Source organism: Microbulbifer sp. VAAF005 (assembly GCF_030012985.1).
GTDB lineage: Bacteria > Pseudomonadota > Gammaproteobacteria > Pseudomonadales > Cellvibrionaceae > Microbulbifer.
This window is the reverse complement of the sequence record NZ_CP120233.1, coordinates 2,879,875-2,897,803: the sequence shown is the minus strand read 5'-3', so window position 1 is coordinate 2,897,803 and position 17,929 is coordinate 2,879,875. Positions and strand designations below refer to the sequence as shown.

The window sequence follows — 17,929 nt, the reverse complement described above, 5'->3', positions numbered from 1 at the left end:
ATGTTGTTAGAACACTTGCATCCAAGAATACATAATGTCGTTGAGCTTGATAGGCAAGCAAGAATACAGTGGATAAAGGAGCCACGCTGGATAGGATATCCAAGAGCTCAGGAAGTGCTTTCAAAGCTTGATGACTTAGTTCGTCATCCAAAAGAATCCAGAATGCCAAATATGTTATTAGTCGGCAGAACAAATAACGGAAAGACAAAACTAGTAAGACATTTTGCAAATTTAAATCAAGCATCTGAAAATCCAGAGGGTGAACATATTATTGCGCCAGTCATTTACATACAGGCACCACCATCTCCAAGTGAAGCGGGTTTTTACTCTGAAATACTTGGCGGGTTATTTGAAACTGTCCCGGCAGGCTCAACTGATGTAAAGCGAGCAAAAGTAATAAATATACTTGAAAGAATACAATTGAAAGTGCTAATAATTGATGAACTCCATAACGTTTTGGCCGGTGCATCAGTTAGACAACAGCAGTTTCTTAACATGATAAAGTATTTAAGTAATCAGCTTCAGATATCAATAGTTGGGTGTGGCACAGGAGATCTTCTTAGAGCTGTCAGCGTTGATTCACAAATTGAAAATAGATTTGTTCCAGAGATTCTTCCCCAATGGCAGATGAACAAAGAATATAGACAGCTTCTTGCATCCTTTGAAGCATTGCTGCCATTGAAGGAGCGTTCCTTTATTTATAATGCACCTCTTGCGGGAAAAATACTTGCTATGGCTGAAGGGACAATTGGGGAAATCTCTATGCTGCTAAATTCTGCAGCAGAATATGTCCTATTAAAGGGAAAAGAAAAGATTGAAGATGGAGACTTAAATCAATGTGGCTATGTTTCTCCAAGTGAAAGAAAAGCTAGAGCATCAAGAGTATAGTATGCTACCAATCCATCCTCATCCCTATGAAGACGAATTGCTGTCTTCTTGGATGATTCGTCTGTCATTTTCGAATGGATATCTCCCGCATACCTTTTATTCAAAGGTGCTTCTATATAAGCAATCTATTTGGAATGTAGATATAGATAGGCATCAACCTGAAGGTTTGTTAGAGCTTTTAGAAAAGCAATCAGGTCAATCAATTGAAAAATTAAAAAGACTTACATTAAATAATTATCTTGGATATTTATTCGATTCTGTAACGATCAATGGAAATTCAAGATGGATTATGCCATTAGGGATCTATCATAGAGAACACAAAAGACCAGGATTACAGTTTTGTCCTCGATGTTTAGAGGAGAAAATATACTACCGAAGGCACTGGAGACTATCTTTATTTGCTATGTGTGAGAGGCATGATTGTGTGCTTTATGATAAGTGTCCTAGATGTTTATCGTTAATAATGTTCCATAGAATTGGTACAGGTAAAAAGAAAAGCCTTTTCCCTGTTTTTGGGGTTGAGGTTTGTTATAATTGCTTTTTTAATTTCAAAGAAGCTCCTTCTATTGTCCATGATGACTTTGAAAGTGGATTGATAGATAATTATATAGAGTTAATAACTAACTTTAAGGCCAATCGCTGGGCAGTTCCTGGATATAGTTTACCATGCTCTATATCATTTTATTCAGGGTTATATTTTATTGTTAGTGCTGTATTGGGCAGAAGGGGGCATTTGGCTAGAGTTAGAATCAAGCGAGAATTAGGGGTCGATTTACTCTTTGTCGAAGAAATGAAAGATTGGTCTTTAGATTATCTAGATTGCCATAAAAGAATTAAAGTTTTAACTTTCGTTTCTTGGGTGATACAGGATTGGCCAACTAGATTTGTTCGTTTCTGTACCAAGACAGGGATAACTCGGTCATCATTCTCAGACCATATAAATGAGTTGCCGTTTTGGCTCTATGAGGTAATAAATACAGAATTGGAGCTTAGACCTTATATCCCCACACAAACTGAGATGGTTTGTGCTGGAGAGTACATCAAAAAAAGAATCTTCCTGTTGTGACCGAAACTTTCTCAGATATCTTGGGGGTTTCAAGAGAAACCGCCAGGAATGCTGTAAAGGTTTTTAAAAGATATAGCTAACTAGTATAAATGCCCCTGTTTTGCAATAAATATCAATGCCTAGTGCTAGGTTTAAATTTGATTTCTATATGCAGTAATTATAGATAGTAGTGCCTGACAAAACTCTATATTTTCTTTCCCTCTCAAAAATCTAATGGCTTCCTTCAGTTGAGCATATACCTCATTTGAATTGGTATTTAGTTCCTGTTCTACTGAAGTGATATTCATACAACGAATATATACGTCATATGGTGGTACACTTTTGCCATTAAGGTATTTGGAAACTTGAGATTGGCTTTTTCCAAGAAAACTAGCGAATTCTAGCTGATTCATTCCCTTTAGCTGTTTCGCTTTTAAGATTGTATTGGCAAAATTCATGTCATCATCCGTGTCATTACATGCATAATCCAATAGAAAGTATTCATTATTTGAATTAAAATAACCAGTATTGTAATCATGTCAATGTAGGATTAGTCTTACGAGTGCCGTAAATGGATTCGGCTTGGAGGGAAATATGGCTAGGGCGGATTTAGTACTCAGCCTAGTAGAAACGGGCATCAAGGGAGATTTGCCACGTTTTAAGAAAACAGCAGAAGCATTGGCTGCAGAAGCTGCCTCTAGGCAGCATCATCATTTGGCAGAGAAATTACGTAATCTTCTGGTTACTTCCGTTGAGGTTAATCAACAAAAATTTACTTTTGCGCCTGAATTGCAAAATGCATTCTATGAGCTTCCTGCACAAAAAATTTTAGATGACCTTACTCTCCCCAATAGTGTAGTTTCAACCTTCAAAGAAATTATTGAGGAGCAAGCAAGGAAAGATTTACTTAGATCTTATAACTTAGAGCCTAGGCATAAAATTCTCTTATCTGGGCCGCCAGGAAATGGTAAGACAACTCTCGCAGAAGCATTCGCCAATCATCTAAGCATTCCGCTATATGTAGTAAAGTACGAGGGTATTATAAATAGATTTTTGGGTGAGAGTGCCCAGAATCTAGATATGTTATTTGAGCATGTGAAGTCTCAACGGTGCGTCCTTTTCTTTGATGAATTTGATGCGATTAGTAAAGAAAGAGAAGACTTAAATGAAAGCGGAGAAATTAAGCGCGTTGTAAATTCTCTTCTAAAGCAAATTGATATGCTTCCTAGTCATGTAGTTGTGATTGGAGCTACAAATCACGCTTCAATGCTAGATAAAGCAGTTTGGAGACGCTTTCAAGTTCAAATAGATATACCTAGGCCTACAAAAAAAATGGCTGAAAAGTGGTTTGATAGTTTTCAGGAACGTATAGGGCACTCTCTTGGTTTTGCTTCAAGTACACTTGCTCAGCATCTATCTGGACTAAGTTTTGCGGAATTAGAAGAATTCGGATTGGACGTACAGCGTAGATATGTTTTGAGCTTGCCTGATAGTACAAAAAAAATTAAGTCGATAACGACAAGCAGACTTTCCTACTGGAAAAATAGATATAAAAATACAGAGTAATAGTCTTTTTACATACTTGTTAAGGATTGCAAATGGATGTGCGCCCCCTTTTAACTTTTCAAGAGCAAGCTGTAGGTAAAAAACGAGATAACCTTAACGGCGGAGGTCCAAAAATATATACGCCAACAGCAGGCCAACAATTTAAAAGAATTTCTCCTAAGCTTAAAAAGCTTGAACTTAAGTTTTCTGAGCATACCGAATTAAGCGAATCTCCAGATGGGTTTACTCCTGAGAAAGTGCTAGTTCTAGAAGTGGCCGGGGATATACAAAAATTCTCGGATGAACTATCAAAAGTTAATGGATTTGAGTACCTTTCTCAAAATCTTATCGAAGATAAATTCCAGTCAGATATCTTTTTCAGTAAAAGTGAAAAAAAAGATATAAAGCCTGTAAAGAAATTTGCTTATTTGGCAATGAGCAATATATCTGGGTTAAAGCTACTTCATTCAATCTGGAAAGAGTATAAGGAAAATAATAAACTACCGATTGGTTATAATGTCGCTTTAAGAGATGCTTTTCTGCAGCTGTCAGATATAAGATTTTGGGATACACAAGATCGCTTAGCAAATACTTTCTTGCTTGAAGATTGGAAAGAGCAAGTCGATTACTATAGAGATATTGATTCTGAAAAATTAGTAAATTTTGAAATTGAGTTATGGTTCAGGAAGTCTTCCATTGCTAGGCAGTTAGCAGAAGAAAAAGTAAGAAAGACAATTATTTCTTCTGGGGGTAATATTGTTAGCCAATATACATTTGAATCAATTGGGTACCATGCACTGCTTGGAACGCTCCCGATAAGTCAAGTTGATGCAGTTGTTCGCTCACATGGGGAAGAGCTTGACTTAATGCGGTGCGATGAAGTGATGTATTTCCGACCCGTTGGACAATGTGCAGTAGCTCCTACAGACGGGACGGGATTTAATTCATCTGTTGATTTTGATGACGCATCAAACCTAGAAGAATACAAGGCTAGTGAGCCCGTAGTGGCCGTTTTAGATGGACTTCCTTTAGAAAATCATACAGCCTTAAAAGGGAGAATTTCTATTGATGATCCCGATGATTTTGAAGCGGAATATGATAGCCCCAGGAATCAGGTACATGGTACCTCTATGTGCTCTCTAATACTTCATGGCGATCTTAGCAGACCTGAAAAGCCATTAATGAGAAAGCTGTATGTCAGGCCAATCATGTTTCCAGGTAAGCCTGACTTTAACGGAAGAAGAACAGAAACAATTCCTGAGAATCACCTTCCTTTGGACTTAGTTCATAGGGCAGTGCGTCGTATGAAAGTTGGAGAAAATGGACAACCTCCTGAGGCTCCTCATATAAAGATCATTAATCTTTCTATTGGTGATCCCTATAGACTGTTTGATAATCAATTAAGCCCCTGGGCAAAAATGATTGACTGGTTGTCTTTTAAATATGACGTACTTTTTGTAATAAGTGCTGGAAACATCCGTGAAAGTATAGTTTTGAAAGGAATCAATGAAGAGACTTTTAAGAAATTAAGCCCTGAAAATATAGAAGCTGAATTCTTAAAAGCGACTGATAAACAAAGGCACACTCTTCGTATGATGTCACCCGCAGAGGCCGTAAATGCGATAACTGTAAAAGCTGTACATCAAGATGAGTTTGAAGGAGAAATACCTGTAGGTCAGATTGATCCTATTACTACCAAAGGAATGCCAAGCCCTATTAATCCCATTACTTTAGGGAGACAACGCTCAGTAAAACCTGAGTTGATGATGCCGGGCGGAAAGTTAACATATATAAACAGGACTTATACCGCGAATGATGATGTAAGACTTGAAGCTGCAGACACTCCTAGGTTTGGTCCAGGATTAAAATGTGCTTTTCCTGGCCCATCAATAGGTAATGTAAATAATTACTGCTATGTATCAGGAACAAGTAACGCTGCCGCTTTAGCTACCAGGCGTTTAGCATCTCTATATGAAACAATAAGTGACTTGCGTGGAATTTCAGATAGCCATGCCTTGTCCAGTGCTCCAGATTCTGTAATTTTGAAAGCTTTACTAGTTCATGGATCTGAACATTGTACCAATGTTACTGGGCTAATAAAGGAACACCTAAAAAAGAAGGAAAATAGTAGAACATTCAAGTCTGACTTGAATCAAATATTAGGTTTTGGACAGGTTAATGAACAAAGGATACATGGCTGTAGATCTAATCAGGCTACATTACTTAGAACTGGTGTTATAAAAGGTGATGAGGCGCAGGAATTTACATTTCCTTTACCGCAGAGCCTTTCAGCGAAAACTGTTTTCAGAAGACTTATTATTACTGTAGCCTGGACATCACCTATAAATGCTGGGCATCAAGAATATAGAGGCGCACAGCTTTGGGTATCAACAAATAGAAAGGTTCTCAATGTCCAAGATGGCGACTATTACCATCATCATCTAAAGAGTGGAACTGTTTTCCATGAGGTTAGAACCGGTGACCAAGCATCAAACTTTTCAGATGATGACATATTGAAAGTAACAGTAAATTGTAGAGCTATTGCTGGCTTTGCTGAAGTAAATGTGCCATATGCCATCGTAGCAACCTTGGATTGCCCTGGCACAGATCTGCCAATTTATGAAGAAGTTCGAGAAGCAATCTTTGAAGGTGTGAAGAGCGAAATCGATGTGGTTTAAAATAAATTGAGATAATCAATATTCTTTATCAGTCATAAGAAAATAATTACACTTTAAGGGGCTGGCATAATCTTTGTAAGCCCCCTTGTCAAATCAGGCAGAACTAATATAGTTTGACTCTTTTCTTATCTTATACTCTTATCGAGAGTGAAAAATTATATTCTTTGAGATAAATACAAATAAACCTTACATTGAGACAAGTAGACGAGGAAAAAGTATATTAAGGCTAACATCAACCATTTATTAGTCGTAGACCTTGAAGCAACATGTTGGGATGATCGTCCGCAGTCTGTTGAAGATATGGAGGTGATTGAGTTTGGGCTAGCCATTGCTAGTTTAAAAGGAGAAGTGCTAGCAAGCCATAGCGAACTAGTGAAACCCACAGTTAACCCTATTCTTAGTAGTTTCTGTAGTCAGCTTACTGGTATTGACCCTAAGGATGTGCTGATGGCTCCAAGTTTTGAGGAGTCGACAGTCCTGATAAATAAATGGTTGGAAAACTATGACTATCAGGCTTGGGCTAGCTGGGGGAAATATGATTATAACCAAATCCAGGTGGAACAAGAGCGTCACAACTGTGCCCCAATATTTTTTGATAAGCCTCATATAAACCTGAAGGCACTATGGCAAAAAAAGCTAGGTAAAAAGCGCCGTACTGGTTTAGGAAGTGCTCTCAAGTTTTTAGATTTAGAGTTTGAGGGACAACCACATCGTGGTGAAGACGATGCCTGTAATATTGCAAGGATACTTCCTCAACTAGAGAAATGGATATAATTTCTGACCAATCCTTTTTTAGGAAATAGTTTCTTTATGTCGGCGCAAGTAGAATTTAATTTCTATCCTCCATGTATAATCAAATGCGATCATCAAAAATTAACATTTAGTACTTCTATGACTCATCTACTGCTGAAGGAAAGCAAGAATAGTATCCCATACAAGAAGAGCTCAATTTTCAAGCTGGGCTAAAATCTGATCATATTCGGCCTTGTTAATCTGTAAGTCATACTTTTTTACTATGGCTAAGAATCTCTGAATGTAGATAGATTGTACTGGCTCGTAAGGTGGCAGCCAGCGATTTGGCCCTTTGTCCCCTTTACTCTGGTTTCTACCATCGTCTACAAGCCAAAGATTTTCGGGGTCTTCAGAAAACTTCCTCTTAAGCTCTACAGTCCACTCCGAGCCACCATGTTTGTGAGCCCAAGAAAGGGGAACAATGTGTTCTACATCTAAATCGGAGGCTAATCTGAAAAACTGCCCTGTATAAGGGTCTAACCATAAACCCGTTTCAACAATGCAACCGCTTTCATTGGTGAATGTTACGGGGGCTAAAGAGTACCTGATAAGCAATTCATGGCGGGTGCTTTGACAGTCACCATCGCTATCAGACCAACGAGGTAGCCACTCGCGAAGGTTGTAGCCTCTGCTATCGTTGGCTTTTACTTCGAGACAGTCGGTAAGGACTGTTAACAAGATGGCCGATAGGATTAGACGCATAGCAATGTCTCTGCTTAGTTGCGAGGGGCCGTATATTAGGTTTGGGGTCGCTTAAATATACTTTACTCTAGGCATATAGAGGTACTGCTTAGCCTCAGCGTTGTATCGGTCTCTGTTTCGTATCCTACCTCTGAGAGCTTCACGTAAGCGCCATTGTGACCGGTAAGTCTATAAAACTAAAGGTGATCAATTAGCAAGCAAGGCTCCTGTTGGTGTCTTATCAAATTAGCGCTGTAAACCAATAGAATGACTACTTGTGAATCGAGTCTGTGACATCAAAGTTGATTTTTTCAGAAACCTATACTCATAACTCATTGATTTATATACAAAAAATTCCAAGTCAGTGGCAAGGCCAAAATTGACTCTTGTATAGGTAGAAAAGTATTATAAATAGCGCTGTGTGACATCTAGCTGAGGGGACTATGGATATTCCGGGATACTTATTAAGGTGTGGGCCTTGCTTGTCAGCAGACCTCATTGAGGAGATAGCTAAGAATGGGGTTAAACACGCAACTGCTCGTAAGAGAATACAAAGAGCTGTAGATCAGGGCTCAATTAAGCGATTAATTGGTATCACCTTCCCAAAAAAAGTGAGCTTTTTATACCATGAGAATACTTATGGTACGCCGGAGTATTGGGACGCTTTGATTCAAGCGATTGATGATTCGAGTCCAGCTTACTCTGCCGCATTAAACTCCCTTCGGGCTAGGGGCGGGATTGTACTTGAAAAGTATTTTCCGATTATCTCAGGTTCCCCGATAAGACAGCAAAAGCAAGTTGCAAGCGATGATGTTCTTGAACGACTTAAGGCAGTAAATGTAATTCAGACGATTAATTATGACGGTATAGGGCCTTGTATAACTTTTCATCAAAACTGTCACATTAGAATAAATAGAATTTCTTTAGAAGAATTTCGAGGTCAGATAATTGCAGAGCAAATCTTAATCTCAGCAGTAAGAGAATGGGCGCGTAAGTTAAATATTGTTAGCTATAATGCTATCGAATGTCGTGATGAAAAAGAAGATCATTTACCTACAGTTGGAACTTTCAATTGGGATATTACCGCTCCATCCTATTTAAGACCCTTTTTACGAAATGGACGAGATAGCAGTCTAAAAGCTGGTTTTTTTGTTTGTGATATTGCTGTAGATGCAATAATGGACATGCGTTCGATACAGGCGTTTATTAGAAAAACAGAACTTACTTCCGTACTGAAAAAATTAAATCCGGTACTTTTCTGTATAGTTGCCAAAGGATTTACGAAAGAAGCATTCCAGGCAGCAAAGAGTGCTGGGATAATAGTTTGTACTATTGAGAATCTTTTTGGAAAAAATATCGCTGAAGGTTTGTCGTCACTTATTGATACTTTATCTCGAATGGCGAGTATGGCGGCAAAGCGGCCGGAAATAGTCGACGAAATTTTCCAAAAAATTGGACATATTGAAGGCGCCGCAAAAAATATTCGTGGATCATTATTTGAATTACTAGTTGGTCATTGTGTTTTAAAAGAAGATCATGGGTCGATAGATATCGGAAAGATTATTAACGATCCTGCACTAGCGAAATCATATGAAATCGATATATTTCGTGTCCTTGAGCATAAACAGGTTTGGATTTATGAATGTAAAGCTTATCAGCCAACTGTCCGTATAAAAAAAGAAGAAGTAGAGCGCTGGTATAAAGATCGTGTGGTTCCCATTGCAAGATTGTTGAGGCAGGAAAGTAGATTTAGAGAAAGTAAGTTCTATTTTGAGTATTGGACATGTGGTGGTTTTGAGGATGAAGCCGAGGAATATTTAAAACAATTAGCTGAACGAATAAAGCAGTACTCCATTGGGTATAAAGATGGTGAGGCCGTACGCGAATATATTAAAAGAGTTAGGCCTAAATCCCTCTTAAAATCATATGACGAGCACTTCTATAAACATCCTTTATCAAAGCTAGAAAGAGCTTTTGATAAATCGATGGAAGGTGAATGCTCTGGTTAAAGGTGGGTAGTAAAATTTAATCCGAAGGTCCAGTTTACATTGGGTTATACTAAATTTCGCATTTTGAGTTTTTGAGTTTTTGAGTTTTTGAGTTTTTGAGTTTTTGAGGTTGCGGTAAATCCCTTTACCGATGAATTTATTCGTATTAGCTCAGACTTGAGCTAATACAGATAATGCGACTTACACAATACTTAAACGTTGTTACAGAGCGCCCTTATCAATATCAGATCGTTATATGTAAACTAACATTTAACTTTCTATGTAATTAGTCGATGGGTGTAAGCACGATATTGGGTTCCATATTTGGCACCAGTTCAACGTAAAGGGATTTTCTCCCCACAATGACAGCAAGTTGCGGGCGATTATCTTTGCGATTTCCTGCAAGGCGGTCCCATTCGGAGATATCTAGACCGGACGGATAAGGGTCGTCTTCTGGGTGGGTGTGCCATTCGCCAAGGTATCGGATAGTACCGTGAGTCGCTACCCATCGAGATTGTGCAATGCTCTCATGGCCATATTGCATCCTCTCAAACATACAGGGGAGACGCCTGTCCATTTCAGTAGGAGCTGTTGCTTGCTCAATCCACATGTGGTTTCCATGAACTGACCCAAGTAATAGCCCCCAGCTTCGTGGTCACCGTAACAGCGCTGAATAAACTGAGTGAACGTTTGTAATGTGCTTTCTGAGAAATGCAGCAAAGTTCTTTTGTCAGTGGTTGTCCAGGAGCTCAAGAATTGCATATGGGGCAATCCGGATCTTTAATTGGATCACAATCAGGTGTTGCAAGCTGCGCAGAGGGATCGACCAATCGGGTTCGTAACGCGGGTGAGAGAGCACCATTGATCCAGTCAAGCGCCATTTCAGCCCCTAAACTTGCGGCTTGTACTGACACCGATGCAGGGAACGGAACGTAGAGCCCTTCGCACCCATGCCCGGCTAAAGTGGTCGGAAGGGGTTCGACTGTAGTATGAAGTTCCCCTCTTCTATTACTATGCCAAAGACACCGATAACATGCTCCCGACGTTGTCGATCTCAAAAAACCTCGAATAGCCGTCCCTGGCCCTTCAATCCAAATTGACAGCATGGGTAATGGAGGTGAATAGCTACGGCACAACCAATGCCCAAGAGATTCTTCGCCGGTTGCATCGATAAGTAGATCCAATCTCCCGAGCTCGGCCTGCCTTACATCCACCGGGAGTGCACGAATGTCAGTTCCTGGCGCTAAGCGTCTGAGTTCATTCGCCATTGCTTCAGCTTTATTCTTCAACAAGTCTGAAAACCCCAAGCGGTGACGCCCTAGGTTCTGTGGGAAAAGGTGGTCAAAGTCCACCAAAGTGAGCGTTCCGCCGCAAGTTCCTGCGCCAGCCTTCACAAGCATTTCTGATAGATAACCACCAATCGTTCCGCACCCTGCTATCGCTAAATTGATACCTGCCAATGTTTTTGATCCAGGTATGTTCCGCTGGGCAAGATATTTACTGTCAATTCTAACTACCGAGAGGGGAATAACTTTCAGTCCGAAGCTCAAATCTCTGCGATCTGCTCGCTTCTCCTTTTGACTCAATAATTTTCGGTCGAACCATATCGCAAGTCCATAAGTCATTAATGGCGATTCGATAATGATAAGGGCACCGTTGGCCTTGTTTTTAATGCCTTCCTTGATACGGGCATGGATCTTGCGACGACAGCGACGGTCTAGAGTGGATTGCCACGATAAGATGTCTCCTACTGTTACAGGGGGCCAATTACTGATTAGGGGACGAGGCTGCGCGCTAGTTTTGATACGGTAGGTCAGAATTGTTATTGGGGCGATTTTAGCGCTGAGCGACCTAATCTTTTCTACAGTTCTGTCCTCGTTGTCAGTGATAAACCATAGAAATCTCCCACCTGCCTCAGCGACGATACATTGCTGCCGCCCCAAGCTATTGCCTTCTATGTCAACGAAGCAGCACTCGCCGCGCCAGTAAGCAAAAAACTCTTCCGCGAGATCTTCAACCATTTCTCCGCCGATAATCCGACCAAGTACGGAAGAGGCGCGATCCAGGCAGGCGAGCGTTTGCCCTACAGGGTCGTAAATATCCAATGTGACAGAGCCTTCGGCGAGATAGCAAAGATCGCCACCTGCACCGAGATGCGGTACAACTGCTGGCAATCCCGAGGGAGTCTCGAGTAACCGGATACGGGGCATATTGAGGAATGTGGGATCAAACTGAACTTCACATGGATAGACTCTATCGGCGCCAGGGGGGCACAAATGACCATTCAATTTGAACCAGCCGTTGGTCGACTTCCCAACAAACTGAAAGCCTCGTTCCCTGAGGGATTCGACCACATCCGCTATGGCTGTATTACCCCTCATCCGGCTTTCGTGCGCCCAATGAGCTCACTCGGGCCGGCAGTGGCAGGAGCTGCCGCGATCGTTGCCGCTACAGATACCACCTTTACTCGGTTGGGGTCGTTCGGAAAGCGAGGGCCAAGTTCATTCTGTACCCAAATGCAGGCTTGCGAAGCACTATCCGCGCTCGTAGCCCCACGAAGTACCCTCTCAAATTCTTCAAATGCCTTTGCAGCTTCCTCTACGTCGTCCTTACCAAGCCTGTCAGTCAATGATTCGGCACTATCCACAGGGTTATTGACCCCTGCGCGCAATTGAGTCGGTATTTCCGTGACAACGTCCAGTAGAGCAAGGTCATCGCGTCGATCACGCCTTTCAAAGATTGGGGCCGCAGCGGCCATAAGCAGAATGGATGAGGGTCCGCCGCTAGGCCATTTCCAATCCCGAAACGCCTTTAAGTAGCGAACAACTCGGCGAAACTGCTCACCCTTAGCATCTACTTCACCCAGAAACCAATCCTTCACCGGTCGAGGATCTGAGGGCATCCAATCGCACTCGCGATGAGCCAGTAGAACTCTGCCGGCAGGTAACGCTGTCCAAGCATCTCGCTCAGCGCTAGTCATCGCCTCCTCGAGTGACCTATATCCATATCGCTCAATAGAGGCCTTGGTGAGCGTGCCAAATTCTTCGTCTGGAATGGCATACAGCGGGATATCGATATGAGCATATGTGTCAATCACGATACGTATGCAGGTCGCCTTATTGGTTTCGAGCTTCCATCCCCGCTCCTGGACTAAGGTCCGCAATGCCTCTTCCGTAGCGGCAAAGAACACTGAGGCAGCAGTGCTTGGCCGACGTGTTTGCGACAAGAAGCTCAATGGTAGGTAGCAGCCATCATCGATGTCAGCCTGTTGCGGCTGCTGCGCCGGGGAGTTTAGTGTCTTATATGCCCAGGAGCCTTGAGTAAAGAACCGGGGTTGAGGCACTGTCTCTGTATATCCCCTCTTTTCTAATACTCGGGGGATACCCATGCGGAGGCAATTGCGAACGTCATTACGCGCACTGGTAATCGTGTCGCGTTGCTCACGTGTCAGATCCAGCTTTTCGTGCATGCAGGTTTCATCAGCAGCGCTGGTGAAGAACAGTGGACTGAGATTTAGCATGTGGCCTCCTGGGTATTTTTATTGGGACCGTGGTAAAAGGTAGGTTCACCAGCCCGGTGCTCCCGAAATGGTTGAAAGCGGTGATTACCAAGTACACGCTGCGCAGCATGGATACCCCGATCCCTGAGCGTATTCGTGGCTCCAACAGATACGCGATCCAATGCTTCCACATCCTTGCTTTGATCGGGCGTGGCCTGATCGTCTATTTGGAAGTAGTCGTCCCCCAAGGACTGCCGAAGCATGTAGTCTACCGAGGACTCCTGTGCAGATATCACTAGGTCGAAGAGGTCGCCCCCCCACTTGCCGAACCCGCGGTCAAGGTTGGTATCGCCTCGAATGGTCGCGCCGATAGTCATAGTGCCGATAGCTAGAACCCGAATCCGCGCGTTTTGTTCAGGTGCTAGGAACGTTCTGACCTCGTGCAGCCCAAACAGGCCAGGTGCATTACCTACCAGCCCCCCGTCTGCGAAGACACCACGACTGTTACGCGCAAGTGGAAAATAAACCGGCGCAGCAGCTGTGGCCAATGCAGCATCGACAATTTTTAGACGGTGGTCGAGCTCAAATGAAGGGTGATGGGGGTTTTGAAGAACTGTCCTCGTCCTGTCGTGTAGTTAACGGCCGGGACAAGGACACGGTGCTTCAAGTCGCCTATAGTCGCGGCCTGGAAGCGCTCAGTTAGTACCTCTCGAAGACCTTGGGAGTCGTGCTTTGCTCTCAGCCAAAATCCCAATAGTCGTCGTATAGTGCTGCGATTGCCGAAAATGCGGCTGCCCTCATCCTCGAACAGCGCTTTGAGGTCACCAGCCGGGATCTCCGATGCCAATCCCAGAGCCAGCATTCCTCCTGCAGACGTTCCACAAATCAGGTCAAAATGAGAAGCGATAGGGCGACCTAGCACGGCCTCGAGCTCGGCAAGTACCGTGGCCGTATACAGGCCACGGTAGCCCCCGGACAGCGCAAGCACATGATATGTCGGGATATCGGTCACGGTGCCTACCCCTTCGGCGGATAAGGATCATTGCCATGGCTATCCTTATCGCGGATGCGGCCATCTCGACGATGGATGACAAGTTCGGACTGCTGATTCTGAGCAATATCCCGCCCCGCATTAATTGCCTGTTGCTGTGTGTCATGTACAGACGTTGCTCGATTATTGCCGGCACCTTTCACAGCCCAGCCATCCTTGTGAGGAACGACATGCTGATTTTTCTTAGCCATAGTGGCTCTCCTGATGTCAAATCTGTGAATCCCAGCTACTTAGCTGAGTTGTCAGTGGCCGCCCTCTGCAGGACAATTCGTTGTTCACACAGACAACAGGTGGGCCAAGCCAGAGCTTAAGAAATTCATAATATTTACTGCATTCGTTGCCTGGCTGGACAACAATGTATCAGCGCATTGGTAGTGATGCAACTTCCTTACAGGATGTGCTTGTTAGCCCGACTGAAAGCAGGGCTGTTTAAATATCGATCAAACCTTTGAAATGTAAAAACAAGGATCAGAACTTATGCCGCGAACAGGCTTGGGCGTCGCGATTAAGACGCTACGCGAACGAAGAACACTTTCCCTGCGTGAGATGGGGCAGCTATCGTCAGTGGATCACGCATACATTCACCGCTTAGAAACCGGTGAGAAGACCAATCCATCCCTAGACCTAGTTAAAAAGCTATTAAAAGTACTAAAGCCGTCAGAAAGAGACTCAGAAATCGTAACTTGGCTAGCCTCCCATGCGGATACAGATCCAGATCTCGTTATATATGTGTTACAAGAACCCTCTATTGAAGGCTACGTGTTTACGATGGCAGCCGGTGTCAGGCACCGGGGCAACGCGAGGCCGGAACCTGCGAATTTGATAAAACGAATCTATAAGGCCCTTGAGGATGAGGATGAGGATGATTGAGTGAACGAAGCAGAAGTCAGACATAGGGCACGTACATTCATTGCGAAAGTTGATATCTCTGATATCCAGAACGATCTCTCGCCCTATGTAAGTGCAGCCAATGCGAAGCTAAAGAAGGATGAGCTTGGGGAGGGGGAGTCCGGGTATACCATTACCAAGCCAAACGGGAAACACATCATCACGATTAATTCCCAGGAAATTGAAGAGCGTCAACGCTTTACTGTTTGCCACGAGATAGCTCATATTGTACTGGGCTTGGAGTCGAGTCACGAGGAGATTCCTTCTTGGTCATATGCTAAGCGGCACCCTAATGAGGTAGCCTGCGATACATTTGCTGCAGAACTACTCATGCCTTATCAGCAATGGCTTTCGGTGGTTCCCAGGGAAGGGCCCTCCTTGGAACTTATTCAGTTCATGGCCGATCAATTCAGAACATCGTTCCCGGCCGCTGCGTCAAGATATGCCAGTCTCAGTGATGCGCCATGCGCGTTCGTCACTATGGATCGTGGCGCAGTAAGATATACCGCACGCTCTACTTCATTGAGGCAAGTTGGAGCTTGGATACCCCCTAAATCGACAATCCCAGCTGGATCAGTGGCTCACCGTATCCGATCCACAGGTAAGAGCTTGACGGAAACAGACGAGGTTACCCAAGATGCTTGGTTTGATGATTGGGAAAAAGGTCTTTATCTCTGGGAGCTTTCCCGGCACTACTCTCAGACCGATACAACCATCTCTTTACTTTGGCTGGAACACGAAGAATTACCGCAAGTTGAAGTAAATCGCTTCAACTTGCGAGTTAGAGACGATGGTCTCCTGCCCGAACTTACTGGAGAGCTTCCTTGGCCAGGGCGTAATCGACGCCGATAACGTAGTCAGTCCGGCGTAGGATGCGGTATTTGCTTAAATGATATCACTATTAAATTTTATGATAACTTTACGTGGGTATAATTAGTTATTATTACTCTATATGAATGCTGGTTAGTAATTCTCGATCAATTTTATTTAGTAAAACCTCTGCCCACTCCTTTGGGCAAACTTTCTTAGGGGTGCTCTTAGAATTTGAAGCCTTTTTTGCAATCGGATGTTTTTGCCGTTTAATATCAAGTATATTAAATAGGTATTGTGCTTTGGTTGCATCTTTTTCTTCTTTCCACTTATGCCTTGGTATAGGCCACCTATACTGTAGGCAAGTTAATCTCAGAAGTTCCTTGAAAACTACTTCTGACATTTGCTTTGACTTCTTTAGTTTCATTAGGAGAGTGCACTGGCCTGACTTTTCTGTAGGCCTTAATTCCATTTCAGCCATATATAGATAACAATTACTACCGATATCTATTTCTACCCAAACAACTTGCCTAGTTCTTGAATTCTCCAAGTCTTTATCTATTTTATGCCAAGTTCTTTGTGATCCAATATAAGATGGAAACATGGCGACTTTTTCCCCTTTTTCCACTGTTCCATCTTCGGCCTTTCTGGTTACTACTTTCCATTTTCTGTCTTTAACAATTTTTCTGAACTCAATTACAGTATCAATAAATAGAGAAATATCCTTATTAAGTGTTTGGATAGGTTGGTCTGCTGTTGATATACCTTGATTTCCTTTTGAATCTTTACTGTAATTTCCGTCATTATTTGTATGTCCGGTAATCTCCTCCTCGTCGACGACCTCGGATTTATTTTTATTTTTACTTTGTTGGCTAGTTGGGCGGGTGTATCTAAATGTACCTGTTAATCCAGGAAAAGGATCGCTAAAGTACACGCCCGAAAGGCGCTGAATATTGCTGTCGGCCGGCAGATCATTTATATCAATGTTTTTATCAAGCAAAGGCGAATTGTATATGCCAGGAGAGAATGAATCACCCTGGATAGTTGAAGTAGAATGCTGAGGAGTATATTCAGGATCGTACTGTTTTATAAAGTTAGAGTGAAAATCCATTTCATAGTGGCATCGATGTATCTCCATCACATATAATGCCCATTCTTCTTTGTATGAGCCGCCTCTTTTTCCAAGCGGCATCCTTTTTCCGGTGACAGTTAAATGGGTGGTGTCTAAAAAAGGAAAGTTGAACTTAATAACTGGCGCTAACTTATCGTTACTATTTATTGTTCTGTTTTTGGAGGTAACCATAGAAAGGTATTTGTGAGGAGTTAACATTGAGAGTTTTGCATATGGAGAAAAAACAGCCCTTGAGATAACGCGTTTTTCTAGGGACTCCAATGGCCTTCTAAGTGTTATATTAGCCTCCCCATTTGCGGTAATAGATTCATTCCAATCAACAAATTTATCAATTGTTCCTGTTAGCCCTGAGTTGCAGAACTTCCGACTAACGGCTATGTATCTTCGATATAGTTCGGAAGCTGGTATTACCAACCATTTCAGGCCGCTCTTTCTATCATCTACAGTAGGCACGAGACAATAAAAACTATTTCTTAGGTTTAGCCAAGTTCTATCGGAAAACCTTAGATATTTTTTTGGAATTAAAGACCGTATTTTTTGAGAGTTGATTTCAACAGGGGCATTTAAGTTAAGTAGTCTTGCACCTCTAGTATCTATTTCCACTCTGAGAGGCTTGTCACCCGGCCGCCTGATACAGTTACCGGAACTCCCATCCCAAACTGAGCCTACTAGGTAGTCGCGAAGCTCTGAAGCAAAGTGCTTCACGGTCAAATGTACCCCGTTAGGAGCTGACTTGTGATAGGGATTATTTACTGCGTGGGGGGTTATCCCTGAGTAGTGAATCTCAATTGTCGGTGCGGAATTTGGGTGTAAAGATACTTCGCCAACTCCATCTACACGCCAGATCCCTACTTTGCCAGCAAGGCGGGCAGTATTAAGGAAGGACATAGAAAAGGCTGATTCTTATTCAACTTAGTCATATTTACACTTTC

17 protein-coding genes are annotated in these 17,929 nt (G+C 42.7%); 8 read left to right on the top strand and 9 right to left on the bottom strand.

Annotated elements, in window-relative coordinates; genetic code table 11:
* Positions 1-888 carry a TniB family NTP-binding protein gene (locus P0078_RS12800; RefSeq protein WP_282930352.1) on the top strand — a complete coding sequence of 296 codons (888 nt, stop codon included), beginning with the start codon at positions 1-3 and terminating at the stop codon, positions 886-888.
* Entirely contained in the window at positions 845-1,954 is a 1,110-nt protein-coding gene (locus P0078_RS12795) for a TniQ family protein (protein WP_282934605.1), read from the top strand. Before P0078_RS12800 ends, P0078_RS12795 begins: the two co-directional genes overlap by 44 nt.
* A gap of 131 nt (positions 1,955-2,085) precedes the next feature.
* Here P0078_RS12795 and P0078_RS12790 read toward each other — a convergent pair whose 3' ends face one another.
* Positions 2,086-2,391: a helix-turn-helix domain-containing protein gene (locus P0078_RS12790; protein WP_282930351.1), complete on the bottom strand. Its 306-nt coding sequence runs from the start codon at positions 2,389-2,391 to the stop codon at positions 2,086-2,088.
* Between the two features lie 136 nt (positions 2,392-2,527).
* Between P0078_RS12790 and P0078_RS12785 the strand changes: the two genes are divergently transcribed.
* From P0078_RS12785 to P0078_RS12775, 3 genes are all read left to right on the top strand, one after another.
* Positions 2,528-3,499 carry an AAA family ATPase gene (locus P0078_RS12785; RefSeq protein ID WP_282930350.1) on the top strand — a complete coding sequence of 324 codons (972 nt, stop codon included), beginning with the start codon at positions 2,528-2,530 and terminating at the stop codon, positions 3,497-3,499.
* Between the two features lie 32 nt (positions 3,500-3,531).
* Positions 3,532-6,156, top strand: a complete 2,625-nt coding sequence (locus tag P0078_RS12780) for a S8 family peptidase (protein ID WP_282930349.1) — start codon at positions 3,532-3,534, stop codon at positions 6,154-6,156.
* A gap of 219 nt (positions 6,157-6,375) precedes the next feature.
* Positions 6,376-6,930 carry a 3'-5' exonuclease gene (locus P0078_RS12775; RefSeq protein ID WP_353057072.1) on the top strand — a complete coding sequence of 185 codons (555 nt, stop codon included), beginning with the start codon at positions 6,376-6,378 and terminating at the stop codon, positions 6,928-6,930.
* 171 nt (positions 6,931-7,101) lie between these two features.
* Here the strand turns inward: P0078_RS12775 and P0078_RS12770 are convergent, their stop codons facing one another.
* Entirely contained in the window at positions 7,102-7,650 is a 549-nt protein-coding gene (locus P0078_RS12770) for a GmrSD restriction endonuclease domain-containing protein (RefSeq protein ID WP_282930348.1), read from the bottom strand.
* 461 nt (positions 7,651-8,111) lie between these two features.
* Here P0078_RS12770 and P0078_RS12765 point away from each other — a divergent pair, with 461 nt between their 5' ends.
* A complete protein-coding gene (locus P0078_RS12765) occupies positions 8,112-9,638 on the top strand; it encodes a hypothetical protein (RefSeq protein ID WP_282930347.1) in 1,527 nt (508 codons plus the stop codon).
* A 265-nt stretch (positions 9,639-9,903) separates the two neighbouring features.
* Here the strand turns inward: P0078_RS12765 and P0078_RS12760 are convergent, their stop codons facing one another.
* The 6 genes from P0078_RS12760 to P0078_RS12730 all read right to left on the bottom strand — a co-directional run bounded on the left by P0078_RS12760 (position 9,904) and on the right by P0078_RS12730 (position 14,358).
* The gene (locus P0078_RS12760) at positions 9,904-10,194 is read right to left on the bottom strand and encodes a Mov34/MPN/PAD-1 family protein (protein WP_502867276.1); all 291 of its coding nucleotides are present in this window, start codon (positions 10,192-10,194) and stop codon (positions 9,904-9,906) included.
* A 172-nt stretch (positions 10,195-10,366) separates the two neighbouring features.
* Positions 10,367-11,998, bottom strand: a complete 1,632-nt coding sequence (locus P0078_RS12755) for a ThiF family adenylyltransferase (RefSeq protein WP_282930345.1) — start codon at positions 11,996-11,998, stop codon at positions 10,367-10,369.
* Entirely contained in the window at positions 11,995-13,137 is a 1,143-nt protein-coding gene (locus tag P0078_RS12750; protein WP_282930344.1) for a CBASS cGAMP synthase, read from the bottom strand. The genes P0078_RS12755 and P0078_RS12750 overlap by 4 nt, the downstream gene beginning before the upstream one ends.
* Positions 13,131-13,493, bottom strand: coding sequence for a patatin-like phospholipase domain-containing protein (locus P0078_RS12745; RefSeq protein WP_282930343.1), 363 nt, complete (start codon positions 13,491-13,493; stop codon positions 13,131-13,133). The genes P0078_RS12750 and P0078_RS12745 overlap by 7 nt, the downstream gene beginning before the upstream one ends.
* Positions 13,494-13,681: 188 nt before the next feature.
* Positions 13,682-14,038: a patatin-like phospholipase family protein gene (locus P0078_RS24595; RefSeq protein ID WP_353057071.1), complete on the bottom strand. Its 357-nt coding sequence runs from the start codon at positions 14,036-14,038 to the stop codon at positions 13,682-13,684.
* Positions 14,039-14,133: 95 nt separating this feature from the next.
* Positions 14,134-14,358, bottom strand: coding sequence for a DUF2188 domain-containing protein (locus P0078_RS12730; protein ID WP_282930342.1), 225 nt, complete (start codon positions 14,356-14,358; stop codon positions 14,134-14,136).
* A 286-nt stretch (positions 14,359-14,644) separates the two neighbouring features.
* On the opposite strand from P0078_RS12730, the gene P0078_RS12725 reads away from it, so the two are divergent.
* Both P0078_RS12725 and P0078_RS12720 read left to right on the top strand, forming a co-directional pair.
* A complete protein-coding gene (locus tag P0078_RS12725; RefSeq protein ID WP_282930341.1) occupies positions 14,645-15,037 on the top strand; it encodes a helix-turn-helix domain-containing protein in 393 nt (130 codons plus the stop codon).
* On the top strand, positions 15,038-15,907 hold the full coding sequence (locus P0078_RS12720) for an ImmA/IrrE family metallo-endopeptidase (protein WP_282930340.1): 870 nt from the start codon (positions 15,038-15,040) through the stop codon (positions 15,905-15,907). It abuts the gene before it with no gap.
* Positions 15,908-15,998: 91 nt separating this feature from the next.
* Here the strand turns inward: P0078_RS12720 and P0078_RS12715 are convergent, their stop codons facing one another.
* A complete protein-coding gene (locus P0078_RS12715) occupies positions 15,999-17,885 on the bottom strand; it encodes a hypothetical protein (protein ID WP_282930339.1) in 1,887 nt (628 codons plus the stop codon).
* Positions 17,886-17,929: the final 44 nt, after the last annotated feature.